The organism is Streptomyces lienomycini (assembly GCF_027947595.1).
In the GTDB taxonomy this organism is placed as follows: Bacteria; Actinomycetota; Actinomycetes; order Streptomycetales; family Streptomycetaceae; genus Streptomyces; species Streptomyces lienomycini.
This window is the reverse complement of record NZ_CP116257.1, coordinates 7,270,415-7,289,381: the sequence shown is the minus strand read 5'-3', so window position 1 is coordinate 7,289,381 and position 18,967 is coordinate 7,270,415. Positions and strand designations below refer to the sequence as shown.

Genomic DNA, 18,967 nt, shown 5'->3' with positions numbered 1-18,967 from the left:
ATCCGCGCATGCCGGACACCCCCCGCAAGACCTACGCGGCCCTCTTCCGCACACCCGAGTTCACCCCCCTCTTCCTCTCCTCCTCCGCCAACGTCGCCGCGCAGACGGTGAGCGGCCTCGCCCTCGGCACGCTGGTGTTCCGGGCGACGGACTCCCCGCTGCTGTCCGCGCTGAGCATGTTCGGCCCGGCGCTCGCCCAGGTGCTGGGCGCCACCCTCTTCCTCTCCGGCGCCGACCGGCTGCCGCCGCGTACGACACTGGCCGGCCTCTCGCTGGCCTTCGCCGCCGCCACCGCGGCCCTCGCACTGCCCGGCCTGCCGGTCTGGGCAATGCTCGCCATCGTCCTGGTGGAGGGTCTGATCGCCTCCCTCGGCGGCGGGGTCCGCTGGGGGCTGCTGACCGAGATCCTCACCAAGGACGGCTACCTGTCCGGGCGTTCGCTCTTCAACATGATGAACGGCGTCATGCAGATCGCCGGATACGCGGTCGGCGGCGTCCTGGTGACCGTGCTCGACCCGCGGCTGTGCCTGCTGCTCGCGGCCGCCCTGTTCGGCACGTCGGCCGCGCTCGCCCTGCGCCTGACCCGGCGCCCGCCGCGAGCCTCCGGCCGCCCCTCCGTCGCCGCCACCTGGAGCGCCAACGCCCGCCTGTGGTCCGCCCGTCCGCGCCGCCACGTCTACCTGGCCCTGTGGATCCCCAACGGCCTCGTCGTCGGCTGCGAGTCGCTGTACGTCTCCTACGAACCGCGCGCCGCGGGCACGCTGTTCGCCTGCGCGGCCCTGGGCATGCTGGCCGGGGACGTGACGATCGGCCGACTGCTCCCGGCCCGGCTGCGCCCCCGGCTCGGCATCCCGCTCCTGGTGCTGCTGGCCGCGCCGTACCTCGTCCTCTTCCTGCGGCCGCCGCTGCCGCTGACGGCCGTACTGGTCGCCCTGGCCTCCGTGGGGTTCGGATCGAGCCTGGTGCAGCAGGAGCGGCTGGTCGCGCTGACCCCCGACGACCTGTCCGGGCACGCCCTCGGACTGCACTCCGCCGGGATGCTCACCATGCAGGGCGTCGCCGCCACCCTGGCCGGCACGGTGGCCCAGCTCACCTCACCGGCGACCGCGATGACCGTGATGGCCGTCGCGTCGCTCGCGGTGACGCTCACCCTGACCGCGGCGAGCCGCCGGGGCGCGACCGACGGGGGACTGTGGCCGACCCGGGCGGTACGGACCGCGTGACGCAGGCCTCGATTGGGTTAAGCCCCGCTGGGGAACTCCTGTGCGCTCGGCCCTTTGCATACTCTGAGGAGCTGGGGGAGGGGCGCCTGAGGACAAGGAGAGGGCGACTCCTGAGCGCAGCCACACCGGAGTAGCCATGACCGTGAAGAAGTCGCCGCCCGCGTCCAGGACGCTGTCCTGGATGCCCGTCGCGGCCATGGCCGTGGTCGCCGTCGTGGATCTCACCATGGGGCCCGGGGTGGGGCTGCTGCCCCTGGTGTCGCTCGGCCCGGCGTTCGGCGGACTGGTCGGCGGCTGGCGGCGCACCGCGGTGATCGGACTGGCCGCGCTGCTGCTCTGCGTGGGCCTCGGGATGTACAACGGGCTCTTCGACCGGCCCCGCGGCTACACCGCCATGCTGTCGGTGGCCGGTGTGACCGGCGTCGGCATCGCGGCGGCCGTGATGCGCTCGCGCCGCGAGGCCGAACTCGCCAGCGTCCGCTCGATCGCGGAGGTGGCCCAGCGCGTTCTGCTGCGCCCCGTACCGCTGACCGCGGGACCGCTGCACGCGGCCGTCTCGTACACCTCGGCGCTGGCGGAGGCCCGGATCGGCGGCGACCTCTACGAGGTGGTGGCCTCGCCCCACGGCGTCCGGGTGATCGTCGGCGACGTCCAGGGCAAGGGCCTGGCGGCGGTGGAGACCGCGGCCCGGGTCCTCGGCACCTTCCGGGAGGCGGCGTACGACGAGAAGGACCTGGTCAAGCTCGGCGAGCGGCTGGAGCGCAGCGTCGCCAGGGAGCTGGAGGACGAGAAGTTCGTGACCGCGATCCTCGCCGAGATCGGCCACGACCAGCAGGTCGTCCTCCTCAACTACGGCCACCCCGCGCCCATGCTGGTCCACGGCGACGGCACCGCCGACTTCCCCGAGCCGCCCGCCTACGCCCTCCCCCTGGGCCTGGCCGCACACGGCGGCCCCGGCCCGGACCCCTTCACGGTGCCCTTCCTCCCGGGAGACCAACTGCTCCTCTACACCGACGGCGTCACGGAGGCCCGCGACGTGCGGGGCGACTTCTACCCGCTCGCCGAGCGCGCCCACCTCCTCGGGGACCCCGACGCCCACCGCGCCCTGGACGCCCTGCGCGAGGACCTCGTACGGCACGCGGCGGGACCCCACCACGACGACGCGGCGATGCTGCTGCTGCGCTACCAGGGCTGATCGCAAGCGCCGGGGCCGCCACTTCCCCGCGCCGCGGCCCCCGGGCGGCGGCTGGGCGGACGATGTGGACTCGGCGCCGGACGGGGCCGGTTCGCACGCAGCGGCCTCGTGCGGCCCGGCCCGGTCCGGTCACCGGCGGTCGTGGGGACGGGAGTTGAGGCGGGCGGCCTGCCGGGTCAGGTGGTCGCGCTCGGCGAGGTCGGGCGCCTTGCGGGCCGCCTCGGCGTACAGCCGCGCCGCCGTGTCCAGGTCGCCGTCCCGCTCGTGCAGGTACGCCGACACGGCGGCGTAACGGGGCAGCGCGTCGTCCAGCACGGCGAGCGCCGCCAGCCCGGCCCGCGGACCGTCGGCCTCCCCGACGGCGACCGCGCGGTTGAGCCGGACGACGGGGTTGCCGGTCAGGCGCACGAGCTCGTCGTACCACTCGACGATCTGCACCCAGTCGGTCTCCCCGGCGGTGGGCGCGTCGGCGTGCAGGGCGGCGATGGCGGCCTGGGCCTGGAACTCGCCCAGCCGGTCCCGGGCGAGCGCCGCCTGCAGAATCCCCACCCCCTCGGCGATCGTCGAGGTGTCCCACCGGCCGCGGTCCTGCTCGGCGAGCGGCACCAGACTGCCGTCGGCCGCGGTCCGCGCGGCACGCCGCGCGTGGTGGAGCAGCATCAGCGCCAGCAGCCCCGCCGCCTCGGGATGGTCGACGCGGGCCGCGAGCTGCCGGGTGAGCCGGATGGCCTCGGCGGCGAGGTCGACGTCGCCGGAGTAGCCCTCGTTGAAGACGAGATACAGGACCCGCAGCACGGTGGCGACATCGCCGGGCCGGTCGAACCGGACGCCGGACACCGTGCGCTTGGCCCGGCTGATCCGCTGGGCCATGGTCGCCTCGGGCACCAGGTAGGCCCGCGCGATCTGCCGGGTGGTCAGCCCGCCGACGGCGCGCAGCGTGAGCGCGACGGCCGAGGACGGCGTCAGGGAGGGGTGGGCGCACAGGAAGTAGAGCTGGAGCGTGTCGTCCACCTCCGGGGCCGGGCCGGGCGCCGGCTCCTCCTCGACGCGGTCCTCCCGCCGCCGACGGGCGGTGTCGGCGCGGGTCGCGTCGAGGAACCGCCGCCAGGCCACCGTGACCAGCCAGCCCTTCGGATCCCGCGGCGGGTCGGCCGGCCACCCGCGGACCGCCTCGACCAGCGCCTCCTGGACCGCGTCCTCGGCCGCCGCGAAGTCGGCTCCGCGGCGGACGAGGACGGTCAGCACACCGGGCGTGAGGCTCCTGATCAGGGCCTCGTCCATCGTCGGGGTCACTCCGTGACGGTCGGGGGCGCGGTCAGGAACGGACGCAGCTCCAGCCACTCGTGGATCGGCTTCCCGCCCGCGCCCGGGGCGGCGGACAGCTCCCCGGCCAGTTCGACGGCGCGCTCGTAACCGTCGACGTCGATCACCATCCAGCCGGCGATGAGGTCCTTCGTCTCGGCGAACGGCCCGTCGGTGACCGGCGGCTTCCCCTCGCCGTCGTACCGCACGAAGGTCCCCTCGGGCGCGAGCGCCTGCCCGTCGACGAACTCACCGGACTTCTCGAGCCGGTCCGCGAAGTCCTGCATGTACCGCATGTGCGCCGAGATCTCGTCCGGCGTCCACTGGTCCATCGGCACGTCGTTGACCGATGCCGGAGCGCCTCGGTAGTGCTTGAGCAGCAGGTACTTGGCCATGATGCGTCGTCTCCTCGGTGCTGGTGCGGCCCATTGTGGCCGCCCTCACCCCTGGGACGGAGCGGGACGCGCGTTCTCGACACGGTGGCGCGGGTCAGGACGGAATTTCTTCCGGAACCCCGGAGATCTCCCTCAGCACACCCTCCACACCGTGCAGGAAGGTCTCGGACACCAGCTCCGGATCGAAGAGGCACCCGGCCGCCATCGCCCCGTCCCGGAGCATGACGAGATGCCGCCCGGCGGCAGCGGCGGAGCCGGCGGGTACGTCGCCCTCACCGGTCCCGTCCTCGCCCCCGACCCCCGCCGCAGCGGCCAGCAGCTCCGTGACGGTGTCCAGGAACCACTGCCGGTGGGCCAGTACGGCCCGGTGGACCGGGTGGGCGGGGTCGGGATACTCGGCCACGGCGTTGAGGAAGGCGCAGCCGCGGAAACCGGGGGACCGGATCCCGTCGACGATCGACCGCGCGACGGCCCGGACCTGCCCGGCAGCCGACGCACTGCCGGCCCTGGCGGCGGCCACCTGCGCCCGGATCCCCTGATCGGCCCCGTCGAGGTAGGCGAGGATGAGATCTTCCTTGCCCGCGAAGTGCCGGTACAGCGTGGCTCGCGTGACCTGCGCCTGCGCGGTGATCCGGTCGATGCCGACGGAGTGGATCCCCTCCGCGTAGAAGATCTCGGTGGCGGTACCGAGCAGCCGCGCTCGCGCCTCGGAGGTGTTGCGGGCTACAGCGCTCGGAGTCATGCGTACACCGTACCAAGGCGATGAGGGAGAACGTTCGGTCTTGACAGGGGCGACGGGAAGCCCTTTGACTGCGACATGAGACCGAACGTTCTCCCTCACGTCCTCACAGCCCCGCACCCTTACTCATCGAGAGGCCCCCCGTGGACACCGTCGTCGCCGCGGCTCCGCCCGCCAGCGTCCCCGTCACCCTGCGCAAGCTCTACTTCGTCCGCTTCGCGTTCGCCGCCGTATGGGCCGCGTCGCTCTTCGCCACCGCCGACACGCTCGGCCCCCTCAGCACGACGCTCCTGCTGGTCTACCCCCTGTTCGACGTGGCGGCCGCGATCGTCGACGTCCGCTCGTCGCGGGCGAACGGCGGCCCGGCCCCGGCCCTGTACGCCAACATCGCGATCAGCTCCCTGACGGTCGCCGCCCTCGCGGTCGCGGCCACGTCCGGCATACCGGCCGTCCTGCGGGTGTGGGGGGCGTGGGCGGTCACCGCGGGAATCGTCCAGCTCGTCGCGGGCGCCGTCCGACGGCAGCTGGGCGGCCAGTGGCCGATGATCGTCAGCGGTGCCGTCTCGACGCTCGCCGGCCTCTCCTTCGCCACCCAGGCGGGCGCCGACGATCCCTCGCTGGGAAGCCTCGCGGGGTACGCCTTCCTCGGGGGCGTCTTCTTCCTCGTCTCCGCCCTCCGCCTGACCCGCCCGGGGCGTCGCCCGGCCTGAACCCGCCCGCTCGTCGGGGGGCGGCGAGGAGCGGCCGGTGCCGGGACGGCCCGGAGGTGTGACTCCGGTCCGCAGGTGACTCCGGTCGGTCCGGAGGTGTGGCTCCGTACCCTTCGAGCACTCGTGGCGGTACCGGGGGAGTCGCAGAGCGACGGAAGGGACCGGCCGTGTCACACCACCAGCCCGACCCGCCGAACGGGCCCACCTCGCCGAACGGGCCCAGTCCGCCGAACCGGCCCAGCTCGCCGAACTGGCCCACCTCGCCGAACCGGCCCAGCCCTCCGAAGCCGCCCGACGGCACCGCGGACATCCGGTTCATCGGCAACGCCACCCTGCTGATCCGCTACGGAGACCTGACGCTCCTGACCGACCCGAACTTCCTCCACCGCGGACAGCGGGCCCACCTCGGCTACGGGCTGGTCTCGCGCCGCGTGACGGAACCGGCCCTCGACGTCACGGAACTGCCGCACGAGGACCTGGACGCCGTAGTCCTCTCCCACCTCCACGGCGACCACTTCGACCGGGTCGCCCGCCGCGGCCTGGACCACGGCCTGCCGCTCCTCACCACCCCGCACGGCGCGCGCCTCCTGAAGGGCCTGTACGGCTTCCGCCGCGCCACCGGCCTGCGCACCTGGCAGCGCTACACCCTCTACCACGGCGACTCCACGGTCCGCGTCACCTCACTCCCCGGCCGCCACGCGCCCGGCCCCGCCCGGTTCCTGCTGCCACCGGTGATGGGCAGCCTGCTGGAGTTCGGCGACCGCTCGGGCGAGACCCGGCTGGTCCTCTACCTCTCCGGCGACACCCTGATGTACGACGGCCTGCGCGAGATCGCCGCACGGTACCCGGACATCCACCTGGCGGTCCTGCACCTCGGCGGCACGACCCTGCCCGGCGGCCTCGTGGTCACCATGGACGCCGAGCAGGGCGCCGACCTGCTGGACCTGCTGCGCCCACGCAGGGCGCTGCCCGTGCACTACGACGACTACACCGTCTTCCGTTCCCCACTGGAGGACTTCCTCGCGGAAGCCGGCCGCCGAGGCCACGACACCCGCCTGGTGCGGTGCGCCCCTGGCGAGCACGTGATCGTCGGCGCGGAGACCACCGCCTGACCTGTTCTGCCGCACGGGGGACAGCCCGGACGCTTCGTGCAGGGCACGCAGCCAGATGGACCGGCTGCTGCGGAGGCGTCCTGGTCGTCAGTGGCCAACGGAGCTGAAGCACGCAGGTGTCAACGGCCCCGGACCGTGATCGGTCTGGGGTCTATCGGCGGGCCCGCAGCAGTTCGATGACGCAGTTTGATCACATACCCCCTTGCGGACAGACTGCGCTTCATGGGACCAGTAGGCACAGCCGTCGGCGCGCAGACCAAGAAGCTGCCATGAGCGCCGAGCTGCCCTTCTTCCGGTATCACCCGGACCCCCTGGCAAGCGGGTCCATTCGCGCGTCCGCCGAGTCGTGCGCCTGCTGCGGCCGCAGCACGGGCTGGATCTACACAGCAACCTTCTACTCCGCCCACGAGGTCAGCGGACGTTTCTGCCCCTGGTGCATCGCAGACGGGAGCGCGGCCGATCGTTTCGCGGGTGAATTCACCGACTCCTACGGGCTCGACGGCGTGAGCGACGACGTGTCGCACGAGGTCACCCGCCGCACCCCCGGGTTCCATGCTTGGCAGGATCCGCATTGGCTCGTGCACTGCCACGACGCGGGCGCCTTCGTGGGCGAAGTCGGGTACACCGAGTTGGCGGAGCATCCCGAAGCCCTGGACCAGTTGCGTACAGACCTCCGCATCGATGGCCACCATGACGAAGGCCGGCTTGAGCGCCTCTTGACCCACCTCGGCGAGGGGATGACCGTCATGCTCTTCCGTTGCACCGTCTGCGGTGACCACCTTGCCTACGCCGACGCGTCCTGAAGATCGTCTGCCACCGCGAGTCTGCGACCCCCGCTTTAGGAGTTTCCCCGGACGGGGCTGTGACCTGCGGAAACGTCGAGCTCAGGGCGTCTGGCCTGGGAAATCACCACCCGGTAGTTCTCACCGGCTCGCGGAGTTTCCCGTCCTCATGTGTGCTGAATCCGTGCGTATCGTCTCTCGCGCTGGGATCAGTCCTGGCAACCGGCTGGCGATTTCAGCGCACTGAACCGTGGAGGGTGCAGTACAGGAACTCGGGCATGTGTGTGATCAACAGATGGTGGCCGCCGGTTGTGCCCGAGGCGGTCGGGGCCAGGCCCCGAGGGGGAGCGAGTGATCACGAACCGGGAGGTAAGGGGCTTAATGCTCTCTCAGGCGATCACATGCCCAACAACGTGACGAAGCCGTGCGCAGGGCGACAGTCATGCCAGCCGGTGAATGATGTCGGAAAGCCGTATGCGGGAGAACCGCACGTATGGTTCGAATGGTTCGAAGCGGCGGGAACTGGATAGGGAGCGGCAGCCACCGCGCCAGTCCCCGATGCTAAGAGGCTCGGTTTTGGGCAAGCGCCGGGTTCTGGGTGGGGGTGTCGGTCGGGGCCCGGACGTCCTTCCCGGCGTTCTCCGACGCGCCGAACCAGGCCACCGCGACCGCGCCCGAGACCGCCAGGACGAAGCCGGTCACCGCCAGCCAGGCGAAGCCGGGGCGTGATGCGTCCCCCAGCCACCAGACGCCGATCATGCCGGGCAGCACGGTCTCGCCGACCACCAGCGCCGCCGTCGCCCCGTTCACCGAGCCGATCTGCAGCGCGACGGTGTGCAGGTACATACCGCCGATTCCGGCGACCAGAATGGCGTACAGGGCCGGGTCGGTGAGCAGCGTGGCCAGGTCGAACGGATCGATCCCGTTCAGCACTCGCACGCCCACGCCCAGCGCCCCGAAGCCGAGACCGGAGAGCAGACCGGCCAGGATCGCGGCCCGGGCGCCGAGCAGCCGGACCAGTACTGTGCCGCCCGCCATCAGCAACAGTGAGATCGTGAGGAGCCACCAGTGGGTGGTGATCGGCGTGTTCCCGCTGCCCTCAGAGCCCGCCGCGCTCGCGAGCAGCACCAGCGCCGAGCAGACGACTGCGATCGAGATCCACTCCGCCCGGGTCAGCCGGACGCCGAGCAGCTTGACGCTCAGGACGGCCGTGATGACGAGGTTGGCGCTGATGACCGTCTGGGAGAGGAACAGAGGCAGCAGGCGGGCAGCGAGCGCGCCGAGTCCGAAGCCGACGAAGTCCAGGACCGTGCCGACGATGAATTCCCAGGTCATCGCGGCCTGGGCAGTGGAGGAGAGACTGGGGCCGCCATGCGCGGTGACCTGTCCGGTGGTATGCCCGGCGGAGGCCGCCTCGCGGCGGGCCGACCTGCGGGAGCCGACGGCCTGGAGGACGGAGCCCGTGCCGTAACAGATCGAGGCCGCAACGGCGGTCAGGAGTCCTATGAGCACCGAGCGCTCCGTTCAAGGGGGTGGTTCCTGGCTGTTCTCCCTGTCAGACGAGGGATCGACCGCCCGCGTTGTGTGAACCGGGTCTGCGTCGAGATGGACGTGAAGAAGGCCGCCGGTATCCCGCAGGGGACGCGCGATCAAGCGGAGATGCCCGCTGCGTGTTCCGTCGCAGCAGGCCACGGGCTGCGACCGCCAGCAGCGGAGACACCACCACTGCGGCCAAACAGAACCATCGGCTGGTGCCGCCCTCGAACGCCGGATCCGTTGGATGCGGACTCTCCGAACGGGCTTGAGGTTGGTGCTCGCCATGCTGATGGCCAATGCCACGGCTACGACGAACAGCGCGCCCACCCGAGAGAGGTAAACGCGCTGGTCAGACACTGTGCCCCCGGCAGGATTCGAACCTGCGACACCCGCTTTAGGAGAGCGGTGCTCTATCCCCTGAGCTACGAAGGCGGGGCGTGCCGCCGGTGTGGCGGTGCCAACAGGTTAGCGGATCGGGGGCCGGGGTGGAGGCGGAGGTGGGGTGGGTCAGGTCGGGGGGATGTGGAGGAAGCGGCCTGCCACGCGTAGGTCGGCCTCGATGGCGGTTGCCGTTCGGGAGAGCTCGGGCAGGATGTCCGTCTCGCAGGCCTGTGTGGTGCGGCGGGCCGCGTGCATGGAGACGTTGAGGGCTGCCACCGCCCGGCCCGTGCGGTCGCGTACCGGGACCGCGATGGAGCGCAGGCCGGCCTCCAGTTCCTCGTCGACCAGGGCGTAGCCCCGCGCCCGGGCCTCGGGGTGGGCGAGCAGGACGCGGCCCAGTGCCGTCGCCCGGGCGGGGAGGCGGGCGCCGACGGTGATGCGGGCGCTCAGGACGCGGCCGGTGGACGCTCGGGCCGTGTACTGGATCTCGTCGCCCGATTCCGAGAGGACGGCCAGGGACGTCGACTCGTGGACGCGGTCGGCGAGGGCGGTCAGGTGGGGCTGGGCGATGTCGGGGAGGGAGGTGCGGGAGAGGGGTGGGAAGCCGAGGGACAGGACCCGGGGGGTGAGGGTGAAGGTGTGGTCGGGGGCGGGGGCCACCAGGCCCGCGTGCGCGAACGTGATGAGGGCCCGGCGTGCGGTCGCGCGGGCCAGGCCCGTCGTCCTGGCGACCTGCGCCAGGGTCAGCGTCGCGCGGCCTTCGCCGAAGGCGGTCAGTACGGTCAGGCCGCGGGCGAGGGACTCCACGAACTCCCGGCCCAGTTCTTGTTTGGAGGCGCCCGTCCAGGTGGCCAGGCCCGCGCGGGGCGGCCCCGGTTCCGGCGGCGGGGCGGTGCGCAGGTCCTCCTCCATCGCCGCGACCGCCGTGCGCAGGCGGGGGAGCAGGGCCGCCCGCAGGTCCGGTGCGGTGTGGCGGCTGGTGTGGCTCACCACGCTGGCCACGCACGCCACCCGGCCGGTGCCGGGATCCCGTACCGGGACCGACAGCGCGACCAGCCCCGGTTCGATCAACTGGTCGTCCAGGGCCCAGCCGTCGCCCGCCGCCTTCGCCGTACGCCGGCCGAAGTCCTCGTCGTGGGGGCCGTGTTCGCGGGGCGGTACGGCGGGGAAGGCGTGGTCCTTCGGGTCCGCGGTCCGGCGCTCGTGCCAGCGGTGCCAGTCGGACTCCGTCCACTCGGTGGCGAACAGGGGGCCGGGGGCGGTGCGTTCGGCCGGGAGCAGGTCGCCGATGCGGAAGCTCAGGGACATCGCCCGGCGGCGCGTCGCCTGGTGGATGAAGCGGATGCCGTCGCGGTCGCCGACCGCCAGCGACACCGACTCGTCCAGTTCGTCGGCCAGGGCGTCGGCGCGGGAGGAGAGCAGGGCGGGGAGGCGGAGGGCGGCGAGGTAGGCGTTGCCGAGGTCCATCAGGCGGGGGGCGAGGGTCACGTCGCGGCCGTCCAGGCGGACGTATTCCATGCGGGCGAGGGTCGCCGTGAGGCGGTCGACCGTGGAGCGGGCCAGGCCGGTGGCCTTCTCCAGGCCGCTGAGGCTGAGGGTGCCGCCGTCCGCCTCGGTCAGCCCGCGGAGTACGGCGATGCCGCGCAGCAGCGGGGCGACCGCCTCGGCCGGTACGCCCGAGTCCGGCCCGTCGGTGGGCCTGGCGCGCGCTCCGTCGGGGGCCCGCTCGGGGGCGGCGTCGCGAGTGGTTCGGGCGGGCATGGACTCTCCGGTACGGCGGTCACGGCAGGTCGCCGCCTACGGTAGCCCCCGCCACCGTGATCACCCCGGTCGCGTCACGCCGCTCGTGCCGGTCGGCCCGGTCGTCCCGCTCGCGCCAGACGTCCCGCTCGCCCCGGTCGTCCCGCTCGTCCCGCTCGTCCGGAACCTACCCCTACCTCCGCCCCTGCCCCCGCCCTCGTACTCCGGCCCCCGACGTCATTTACGGGTGACCCGCACCCGGACGTCGCCCTTCGCGTCCGTCTCCGACACCTTGACCGTGATGCCCCGGCGCGGGTCCTTGAAGGTCTCGCCGGCGGTGAAGGTGGCGTCGGAGAGTTCGGCGTGGACGTTCGGGCTGCGGGTGCAGCCGCCGCTGTCGCGCTCGGAGTCGTAGACCCGGACGGGGCCCATCCCGGTGTCCACGTCCGCGTCGACCTTGTAGATCAGTACGCCGGGCCGGCACACGGTCTGGTCGTTGCCCTCACGGGTGCGCAGTTCGAACGCGTAGCCGGTCCTGCCGTCCAGTGGGAGGACGACCAGCTTGTCGCCGCCCTTGCGGGCCAGCGGCGTCAGCGTGTACTCCGTCGTCCCCGGCGCGGACGCGCAGTGCACCTGGGACGGCTCGAGCCAGCCCAGCTTCCACTTGTGCCAGCCCAGGAGGTCGTTGTTGGCGCCCCAGTCCTCGCTCATGATGTCCCAGTGGCCGACGGCGCCGCCGCCTTCCTGGGTGTAGAGGTCCGGCAGGCCGAAGACGTGGCCGTTCTCGTGGGGGAGGACCCGGTAGCCGGTCTTGTCGTAGGAGCCGGAGCCGTCGTCCTGGCGGGAGTAGACGAAGGAGGCGTTGGCCACCGGGACGCCGTCGGCGACGGGGGCGTCCTGGTTGCCGGCGAAGGTCACCGACAGGACGGTGTCCAGGGCGGAGGGGCCCGCGTTCGGGGTGACCAGGACGTTCAGGAGGTCGTACGCGCGGAAGTCCACCTTCGCGTCGGCGGCCGCGACCAGGTCCTGGATCAGTTTGCGGTAGCCGGGTTCGAAGGGGGCGCCGCGCTCTATGCCGTACTCGGCGAAGGACTTGGGCATGCGGAGCCAGTCGCGGATCGGGGTCTCGGGCCGGTAGTCGAGGCGGCCGTAGCTGCTGGCGGCGAACCACTGCTTCGTCTGCGGGAAGAACTCGGCGTACCGGTCGAGCGCCTTGCCCTCGCCGGGCGCGTCGGAGAAGTCGATCATCAGGTTGAGGGCGCGGACGGTGCCGGTCGAGCGGGCGTAGCCGGTGGAGGTCGGCACGCCCTCGGACATCTGGATCTCGGAGCCGCCACTGATCATGCAGGGGCCGTGCGCGGAGGAGCGGGAGAGGGCGGCGGGGCCGGGGCCCGCGGTCGAGGTGCCGGGTGCCAGCCGGCCGGTGCCGGCCGAGGTGCTGAGCGCGAGGGTCAGGACGCTGACGGTTCCGATCGCGGCCAGGCGGCGCGGGCGTATGCGCCGGCTCGGCGGCTGCGCCTGCCCCTGCGGCTGCATGCGGACCTCCCGGACCACGGCAGCCGCCCGACCCGGCTGCACCCTTGCGATTCACCCTGTGCCGAGGGGTGGTCGGGCGCGCGCTGGAGGGGCCGATCGTGGGTTTCTCGCCGGTAGCCGCCGACCGGGGGACCGGCCCGGGACGGGATGTGACTCAGGTCACCGGAAAGTTCTTCGGGAGCGGGAAATAACCGGGGACGCCTTCCCCGTTTAGACCTGTGTCCGAGCGAAGCGGGGATTGACTCCCCGGATCGTGAACCCAGTCGTCACATCCGACACGGACGTCGCCACACAGCATCACCGACAAGCATCACCGACAGGCGTCACCGACACCTCACCGACACCAAGGAGTGCGCCGTGCAGACCGCGACCGCGACCCCCGAGCTGCGCAAGGCGGCCCGGCCCCGTGCCGATGCCCTGCGCAACCGGGAGCGGATCGTCACCGCCGCCCGGGAGATGTTCGTCGAGCACGGTCCGGATGTGCCGCTCGACGAGGTCGCCCGCAGGGCGGGCGTCGGCAACGCCACGGTGTACCGCAACTTCCCCGACCGCGACGCCCTCGTCCGCGAGGTCGTCTGCTCGGTCATGGACCGCACGGCACAGGCGGCCGAACTGGCCCTCGCGGAGACCGGTGACGCGTTCGAGGCGCTGGAGCGCTTCGTGCACGCCTCCGTCGACGAGCGGATCAGCGCCCTGTGCCCCATGGCGTCCAGCTCCTTCAACCAGCACCACCCCGATCTGGAAGCGGCGCGCGAACGGGTCGAGCGGCTCGTCGCCGAGGTCATGGACCGGGCGAAGGCGGCCGGTCAGCTCCGCGGTGACGTGGGCGTGGGCGATGTGATGATCGCCGCGGCCCAGCTCAGCCGGCCTCCGGCCGGTACGGGGTGTCTGAGCGCCGACCGGTTCGTCCATCGCCATCTGCAGCTGTTCCTGGACGGGCTGCGGGCACCTGCCCGCACCGCCCTGCCGGGCACGGAAGTGACCCTGGAGGACCTGCGCCGGCCCTGCGACCAGTAGCCCCGCCACCGACACTCCGTCACCGACACCTACGCCAACGACATCTGCACCACTGACGTCTCCACCACTGACATCTGCACCACCGGCATCTCCACCACCGGCGGGCCGCACACCATCAGCGGGCCGCACCCCGGCAGTGGCTGAACGCCGGCGACACCGGTAGTCGCGCGCCGGCGGCTGCGCCGTCAGCGGCCGCACGCCGGTAGCTCCGCGACTCCCGACCGTCTGTACAGAAAGGACGGCGGCCCCACGGCCGTCGCCCCGAGCCCAGTCGTCCCTTTACTCACCTTTTTCCGTCACGAAGTCCCGAAGTGGGTACCCCCATGTCTCAATCAGCCGTCAAGGCCTCCGGCGTCTCCGACGCCCCGGACGCCGGCCGCTGGAAAGCGCTCGTCTTCATCGCGCTCGCCCAGCTGATGGTCGTCCTCGACGCCACCATCGTGAACATCGCCCTGCCCTCCGCGCAGCAGGACCTCGGCATCTCCGACGGCAACCGGCAGTGGGTCGTCACGGCCTACGCCCTCGCCTTCGGCGGTCTGCTGCTGTTCGGCGGCCGGATAGCCGACCTGTGGGGCCGCAAGCGCACCTTCGTCCTCGGTCTGACCGGTTTCGCCGTCGCCTCCGCGCTGGGCGGTGCGGCCACCAACGAGGCGATGATGTTCGGCTCCCGCGCCCTCCAGGGCGTCTTCGGCGCGCTGCTCGCGCCCGCCGCGCTCTCCCTGCTCGCGGTGATGTTCACGGACGCCAGGGAGCGTGCCAAGGCCTTCGGCATCTACGGTGCGATCGCCGGTGGCGGTGGCGCCGTGGGTCTGATCCTCGGCGGTTTCCTCACCGAGTACCTGAACTGGCGCTGGACGTTCTTCGTCAACATCCCGTTCGCGGTCGTCGCCGCGGCCGGTGCGTACCTCGTCATCCGTGAGCCCGGCGGCGGCCGCAACCGCTCGCCGCTCGACATCCCCGGCGTGATCCTGTCCACCCTGGGCCTGGTCGCGCTGGTCTACGGCTTCACCCGCGCCGAGTCCGAGGGCTGGAGCGACGCGATGACCGTCGGCATGTTCGTCGGCGCGGCCGTGCTGCTGCTGTCGTTCGTGCTGGTCGAGTCCCGGGTGAAGGCCCCGCTGCTGCCGCTGCGCGTGATCACCGAGCGCAACCGGGGCGGGATCTACCTCTCGCTGGGCCTGGCCGTCATCGCGATGTTCGGCCTGTTCCTCTTCCTCACCTACTACCTGCAGATCGTGCAGGGCTACTCGCCGGTGAAGACCGGCTTCGCCTTCCTGCCGATGATCGCGGGCATGATCACGGGCTCCACCCAGATCGGCGCCCGGCTGATGACCCGGGTCGCGCCCCGGCTGCTGATGGGCCCCGGTTTCCTGGTGGCCGCCGTCGGCATGCTGTTCCTGACCCGGCTGGAGCTCGACACCTCCTACGCCTCGGTGCTGCTGCCCGGCATGCTGCTGCTCGGTCTCGGCATGGGTACGGCGTTCATGCCGGCCATGTCCATGGCCACCATGGGGGTGGAGCCGCGGGACGCCGGTGTCGCCTCGGCGATGGTCAACACCTCGCAGCAGGTGGGCGGCGCGATCGGTACGGCGCTGCTGAACACGATCGCCGCCTCGGCCACCACGTCGTACATCGCCGACCACATCGGCGGCGCGGGCTCCCGGTCCCAGCAGCAGCTGGTCCAGCTGGAGGGCCAGGTGCAGGGCTACACCAGCGCGATCTGGGTCGCCGTCGGCATCCTGGTCGTGGCGGCCGCGATCGCCCTGACCTTCGTCAACGCCGGGCGTCCGGGCGGCAGTGCCGTCGCCGGTTCCGGTGCGGGCGACGCGGCCGAGGACGAGCTGCCGGTGCCGGTCGTCGCCCACTGACACCGGTCCCGCCACCCGCTCGGGCCCCTGTTCCACCCGTGCGTACGGGGAGGGGACGCCCCGTACGCACGGTTCCCCCGGACCTGCCCCGGCCGCGCGCTCAGCGCAGCCAGGGCAGGTCCGCACCCGCTTCGCTCGGCTGAAGTCCCTCGGCGACGATCCTCATGATCGCGCCGAGGGACTTCTGCTGTTCCGGGGTGAGCCGGTCGAAGACGGCCTGGCGTACGGCGTTCACGTGACCCGGCGCGGTGCGGCGCAGCACGTCGTACCCCTCGTCCGTGAGGATGGCGAACTGGCCGCGCTTGTCGGAGGGGCAGTCCTCGCGGCGGACCCAGCCGTTCTTCTCCAGTCGGGCGACCGCGTGCGAGAGCCGGGAACGGGTGATCTTCGCGTACTTGGCCAGCTCCGTCATCCGCAGCCGCCGCCGCGGCGACTCGGCCAGCTTGACCAGCAGGCCGTAGTAGACGTGCGGCATGCCCGCGTCGCGCTGGAGCTGCCGGTCGAGGTGATCCTCCAGGAGGGTGGCGGCCTCGATGTAGGAGCGCCAGACGAGCTGCTCCTCGGGGTCGAGCCAACGGGGTTCGTCGTTCATGCGTCCCACTCTACGAGGCGACTTCTTGAATGTTAAACAAAATGGGCGTAGATTGACGGCAAGTAAAGATTGAGAGTTCAAGTATTGGAGTAGCCATGGCCGCCGCCGTCCAGGAGCGCATGCCCGCCCTCTACCTCAGCCACGGCGCCCCGCCGCTCGCCGACGACCCCGTCTGGCCCGGCGAACTCGCCGCCTGGTCCGCCGCCCTGCCCCGCCCCAGGGCGATCCTCGTCGTCTCCGCCCACTGGGAGGAGGCTCCGCTCGCCCTCGGCGCCACCCGGACCGTCCCCCTGGTCTACGACTTCTGGGGCTTCCCGGAGCACTACTACCAGGTGCGCTACGAGGCCCCGGGCGCCCCCGCGCTCGCCGAGTCCGTACGCAAGCTGCTGCGCGCCCCCGGCACGCCCGTGCAGGACGTCCCCGACCGCGGCCTCGACCACGGCGCCTACGTGCCGCTGGTCGAGATGTACCCGGACGCCGACATCCCGGTCCTCCAGGTCTCCATGCCGACCCTCGACCCGGCGCGGCTCATGGACATCGGCCGCAGGCTCGCGCCGCTGCGCGACGAGGGCGTGCTGATCATCGGCTCCGGCTTCTTCACCCACAACCTGGCCGCGCTGCGCCAGGGCGGCATCCCCTCCTGGTCCGCGGAGTTCGACGACTGGGGCCGCGGCGCGCTGGAGGGCGGGGACGTGGACGGGCTGCTCGACTTCGCCCGCAAATCCCCGGCGGGGCGGCTCGCCCATCCGCGCACCGAGCACTTCGCGCCCCTGTTCGTGACGATGGGCGCGGCGGACGCGGCCGGTGAGCTGGACCTGCGGCGGTCCGTGATCGAGGGATTCTGGATGGGGCTGGCCAAGCGGTCGGTGCAGTTCGGCTGACCACCGGGGACGTCACCCCCGGCGGGGGCCGGAGCCGCCGGGGACGTCACCCCTCGGCGGGGTCGGGGCGGCCCCGGGGCGGTCACAGCGGCTTCTCGTACCAGGCCACGTCCCAGTACCGGCCGAACTTGCGGCCCACCTCGCGGTACGTGCCGACGTGCCGGAAGCCGAAGCGCGCGTGCAGCCGGGCGGACGCCTCGTTGGGCTGCGCCACGGCCGCGTAGGCCCGGTGCAGGTCCTCCTCGGCCAGGGCGTCGAAGAGGGCCGTGTAGAGGAGCGAGCCGACACCGCGGCCGCCCGCCCCCGGGGCGACGTAGACGGTGGTCTCCACCGAGGTCCCGTAGGCGGGCTTCGCGCGATAAGGGCTGGATGTGGCGTAGCCCAGAATCTCCTGTGAGTCCGCGTCCGTGGCAACCCTCAGCCGGTACGGGCCGTCTTCAGGGTGGGAGAGCAGCCAAGGGCGGCGCTCTTCCGGGGTGAACGGCTCGGTGTCGAACGTGACGGGCGTCTCACGTACGTAGTGGTTGTAGAGGTCGGTGAGGGCCCCCAGGTCGTCCGTGGTTCCCGGTCTGACCTGGACCTCGACGGATTCCGGCCGCATCGCCCCTCCCTCTGTGGCGGCACAGGGTACTGCATGATCAGAAAAATCGAGGGGCGGGTTGGGAATTCTGTCCGGATTCCAGTCGTTGTTTCCATCGGATGCAGGGCACCCGAGGAGAGTCCCGAGAGGGACCGGAGACAACCCACGGGGCGCCCGAACTCCACAGGACCACCCGCTGAACCACCATCGCAAGGGAGCACGCATGGCAACCCGTGCCGTCGCCCGTCGTAAGTCCGCCACCGGCGAGACCTCCGGCGCGGCAACCAGCGTCCGCGCCAACGGCGGAGAGCTCGCCGACCGCGATCTGGTCGGCATGTACCTGGACGAGATCGCCCGGACACCGCTGCTCGACGCCGCCAAGGAGGTCGAGCTGTCCCAGACCATCGAGGCCGGTGTGTTCGCGCGGCAGGTCCTCGAAGGCGGCGAGGAGACCGCGGCCGACGCCAGCCGCGAGGAGCTCCAGGCGCTGATCGACGAGAGCGAGCGGGCGAAGGACGTCTTCATCCGCTCCAACCTCCGTCTGGTCGTCGCCGTCGCCCGCCGCTACCCGCGCAGCGGTCTGCCGCTCCTCGACCTGATCCAGGAGGGCAACGCCGGCCTGGTCCGCGCGGTCGAGAAGTTCGACTACCGCAAGGGCTTCAAGTTCTCGACGTACGCGACCTGGTGGATCCGTCAGGCCATCACCCGCTCGATCGCCGACCAGTCCCGCACCATCCGGCTCCCCGTCCACCTGGTGGAGGAGCTGGGCCGGATCCGGCGCGTGCAGCGCGAGTTCAACCGCGAGCACGGCCGCGAGCCGGAGCCCGCCGAGATCGCGGCGGAGCTGGGCTCGACGCCGGAGCGCGTCACCGACGTGCTCGACTGGGCCCGCGACCCGGTCTCGCTGAACATGTCGGTGGACGACGAGGGCGAGACCCAGTTCGGCGACCTGCTGGAGGACACCTCGGCCGTGTCCCCCGAGCAGTCGGTGCTGACCCTGCTGCGCAGCGAGGAGCTGGACGACCTCATCGGCCGCCTCGACCCGCGCACCGCCTCCATCATCAAGATGCGGTACGGCATCGACGACGGCCGCGAGCGCACCCTGACCGAGGTCGGCAAGGAGCACGGCCTCACCCGCGAGCGCATCCGCCAGATCGAGAAGCACGCGCTGCTGGAGCTGAAGAAGCTGGCCCGTGACACCGGCTTCGAGGCGGCGGCGTAGCGTACCGACGGGGCCGGCCGACACCGACGGTGCCGATCGGCCGCCCGGCCCGGGGAAGCCGTTCCGGGCGGGGCGGCGAGCCGGACACCGCGTGACGCGGGGGCGTGACGTGGCGCGTGGGGCGTACGCCGGTGACCGGGCCCCGCGCGAACATGG

The 18,967-nt window shown here is 72.1% G+C and carries 17 protein-coding genes and 1 tRNA gene; 9 read left to right on the top strand and 9 right to left on the bottom strand.

Translation table 11 applies throughout. The annotated features are described in order from the left end of the window. The first annotated feature begins 8 nt into the window (after positions 1-8). Positions 9-1,223: an MFS transporter gene (locus BJ961_RS33180; RefSeq protein ID WP_271416455.1), complete on the top strand. Its 1,215-nt coding sequence runs from the start codon at positions 9-11 to the stop codon at positions 1,221-1,223. 136 nt (positions 1,224-1,359) lie between these two features. Further along, the gene (locus BJ961_RS33175; protein WP_271416454.1) at positions 1,360-2,418 is read left to right on the top strand and encodes a PP2C family protein-serine/threonine phosphatase; all 1,059 of its coding nucleotides are present in this window, start codon (positions 1,360-1,362) and stop codon (positions 2,416-2,418) included. Positions 2,419-2,547: 129 nt separating this feature from the next. Here the strand turns inward: BJ961_RS33175 and BJ961_RS33170 are convergent, their stop codons facing one another. The 3 genes from BJ961_RS33170 to BJ961_RS33160 form a co-directional block, all read right to left on the bottom strand. After that, positions 2,548-3,699: an RNA polymerase sigma factor gene (locus BJ961_RS33170; RefSeq protein ID WP_271417249.1), complete on the bottom strand. Its 1,152-nt coding sequence runs from the start codon at positions 3,697-3,699 to the stop codon at positions 2,548-2,550. An 8-nt stretch (positions 3,700-3,707) separates the two neighbouring features. Then, positions 3,708-4,115: a YciI family protein gene (locus BJ961_RS33165; protein ID WP_271416453.1), complete on the bottom strand. Its 408-nt coding sequence runs from the start codon at positions 4,113-4,115 to the stop codon at positions 3,708-3,710. Between the two features lie 94 nt (positions 4,116-4,209). Beyond that, positions 4,210-4,857, bottom strand: a complete 648-nt coding sequence (locus BJ961_RS33160; protein WP_271416452.1) for a TetR/AcrR family transcriptional regulator — start codon at positions 4,855-4,857, stop codon at positions 4,210-4,212. 140 nt (positions 4,858-4,997) lie between these two features. Here BJ961_RS33160 and BJ961_RS33155 point away from each other — a divergent pair, with 140 nt between their 5' ends. The 3 genes from BJ961_RS33155 (at position 4,998) to BJ961_RS33145 (ending at position 7,479) form a co-directional block, all read left to right on the top strand. Next, a complete protein-coding gene (locus tag BJ961_RS33155; RefSeq protein WP_271416451.1) occupies positions 4,998-5,564 on the top strand; it encodes a hypothetical protein in 567 nt (188 codons plus the stop codon). A gap of 308 nt (positions 5,565-5,872) precedes the next feature. Continuing rightward, positions 5,873-6,676, top strand: a complete 804-nt coding sequence (locus BJ961_RS33150) for an MBL fold metallo-hydrolase (protein ID WP_271417248.1) — start codon at positions 5,873-5,875, stop codon at positions 6,674-6,676. A gap of 269 nt (positions 6,677-6,945) precedes the next feature. Next, the gene (locus BJ961_RS33145; RefSeq protein ID WP_271416450.1) at positions 6,946-7,479 is read left to right on the top strand and encodes a CbrC family protein; all 534 of its coding nucleotides are present in this window, start codon (positions 6,946-6,948) and stop codon (positions 7,477-7,479) included. A 540-nt stretch (positions 7,480-8,019) separates the two neighbouring features. On the opposite strand, the gene BJ961_RS33140 is transcribed toward BJ961_RS33145, so the two are convergent. The 4 genes from BJ961_RS33140 to BJ961_RS33125 form a co-directional block, all read right to left on the bottom strand. Further along, complete coding sequence (locus BJ961_RS33140) at positions 8,020-8,970, bottom strand: diguanylate cyclase family protein (RefSeq protein WP_271416449.1); 951 nt, start codon at positions 8,968-8,970, stop codon at positions 8,020-8,022. 383 nt (positions 8,971-9,353) lie between these two features. Next, positions 9,354-9,426: transfer RNA gene (locus tag BJ961_RS33135), tRNA-Arg, on the bottom strand. A gap of 75 nt (positions 9,427-9,501) precedes the next feature. Continuing rightward, positions 9,502-11,136 (bottom strand): IclR family transcriptional regulator domain-containing protein, encoded by a 1,635-nt coding sequence (locus BJ961_RS33130; RefSeq protein WP_271416448.1) that lies wholly within the window; start codon positions 11,134-11,136, stop codon positions 9,502-9,504. A gap of 216 nt (positions 11,137-11,352) precedes the next feature. Continuing rightward, on the bottom strand, positions 11,353-12,651 hold the full coding sequence (locus BJ961_RS33125; RefSeq protein ID WP_271416447.1) for a M6 family metalloprotease domain-containing protein: 1,299 nt from the start codon (positions 12,649-12,651) through the stop codon (positions 11,353-11,355). Between the two features lie 357 nt (positions 12,652-13,008). On the opposite strand from BJ961_RS33125, the gene BJ961_RS33120 reads away from it, so the two are divergent. Then, a complete protein-coding gene (locus BJ961_RS33120; protein WP_271416446.1) occupies positions 13,009-13,668 on the top strand; it encodes a TetR/AcrR family transcriptional regulator in 660 nt (219 codons plus the stop codon). A gap of 323 nt (positions 13,669-13,991) precedes the next feature. Continuing rightward, positions 13,992-15,536 (top strand): MFS transporter, encoded by a 1,545-nt coding sequence (locus tag BJ961_RS33115; RefSeq protein ID WP_271416445.1) that lies wholly within the window; start codon positions 13,992-13,994, stop codon positions 15,534-15,536. Between the two features lie 100 nt (positions 15,537-15,636). Here BJ961_RS33115 and BJ961_RS33110 read toward each other — a convergent pair whose 3' ends face one another. Next, positions 15,637-16,128 (bottom strand): MarR family winged helix-turn-helix transcriptional regulator, encoded by a 492-nt coding sequence (locus tag BJ961_RS33110; RefSeq protein WP_271416444.1) that lies wholly within the window; start codon positions 16,126-16,128, stop codon positions 15,637-15,639. Between the two features lie 95 nt (positions 16,129-16,223). Between BJ961_RS33110 and BJ961_RS33105 the strand changes: the two genes are divergently transcribed. Further along, entirely contained in the window at positions 16,224-17,009 is a 786-nt protein-coding gene (locus tag BJ961_RS33105; protein ID WP_271416443.1) for a dioxygenase family protein, read from the top strand. 82 nt (positions 17,010-17,091) lie between these two features. Here BJ961_RS33105 and BJ961_RS33100 read toward each other — a convergent pair whose 3' ends face one another. Further along, complete coding sequence (locus BJ961_RS33100) at positions 17,092-17,610, bottom strand: GNAT family N-acetyltransferase (RefSeq protein WP_271416442.1); 519 nt, start codon at positions 17,608-17,610, stop codon at positions 17,092-17,094. A gap of 202 nt (positions 17,611-17,812) precedes the next feature. Between BJ961_RS33100 and BJ961_RS33095 the strand changes: the two genes are divergently transcribed. Next, positions 17,813-18,811 (top strand): sigma-70 family RNA polymerase sigma factor, encoded by a 999-nt coding sequence (locus BJ961_RS33095; protein WP_271416441.1) that lies wholly within the window; start codon positions 17,813-17,815, stop codon positions 18,809-18,811. Positions 18,812-18,967 lie beyond the last annotated feature (156 nt).

Bases quoted from the DNA above. Each gene is read 5' to 3' on its own strand.
- BJ961_RS33180 (WP_271416455.1), top strand. From the start codon at position 9: ATGCCGGACACCCCCCGCAAGACCTACGCGGCCCTCTTCCGCACACCC.
- BJ961_RS33175 (WP_271416454.1), top strand. From the start codon at position 1,360: ATGACCGTGAAGAAGTCGCCGCCCGCGTCCAGGACGCTGTCCTGGATG.
- BJ961_RS33170 (WP_271417249.1), bottom strand. From the start codon at position 3,699: ATGGACGAGGCCCTGATCAGGAGCCTCACGCCCGGTGTGCTGACCGTC.
- BJ961_RS33165 (WP_271416453.1), bottom strand. From the start codon at position 4,115: ATGGCCAAGTACCTGCTGCTCAAGCACTACCGAGGCGCTCCGGCATCG.
- BJ961_RS33160 (WP_271416452.1), bottom strand. From the start codon at position 4,857: ATGACTCCGAGCGCTGTAGCCCGCAACACCTCCGAGGCGCGAGCGCGG.
- BJ961_RS33145 (WP_271416450.1), top strand. From the start codon at position 6,946: ATGAGCGCCGAGCTGCCCTTCTTCCGGTATCACCCGGACCCCCTGGCA.
- BJ961_RS33130 (WP_271416448.1), bottom strand. From the start codon at position 11,136: ATGCCCGCCCGAACCACTCGCGACGCCGCCCCCGAGCGGGCCCCCGAC.
- BJ961_RS33125 (WP_271416447.1), bottom strand. From the start codon at position 12,651: ATGCAGCCGCAGGGGCAGGCGCAGCCGCCGAGCCGGCGCATACGCCCG.
- BJ961_RS33115 (WP_271416445.1), top strand. From the start codon at position 13,992: ATGTCTCAATCAGCCGTCAAGGCCTCCGGCGTCTCCGACGCCCCGGAC.
- BJ961_RS33110 (WP_271416444.1), bottom strand. From the start codon at position 16,128: ATGAACGACGAACCCCGTTGGCTCGACCCCGAGGAGCAGCTCGTCTGG.
- BJ961_RS33105 (WP_271416443.1), top strand. From the start codon at position 16,224: ATGGCCGCCGCCGTCCAGGAGCGCATGCCCGCCCTCTACCTCAGCCAC.
- BJ961_RS33100 (WP_271416442.1), bottom strand. From the start codon at position 17,610: ATGCGGCCGGAATCCGTCGAGGTCCAGGTCAGACCGGGAACCACGGAC.
- BJ961_RS33095 (WP_271416441.1), top strand. From the start codon at position 17,813: ATGGCAACCCGTGCCGTCGCCCGTCGTAAGTCCGCCACCGGCGAGACC.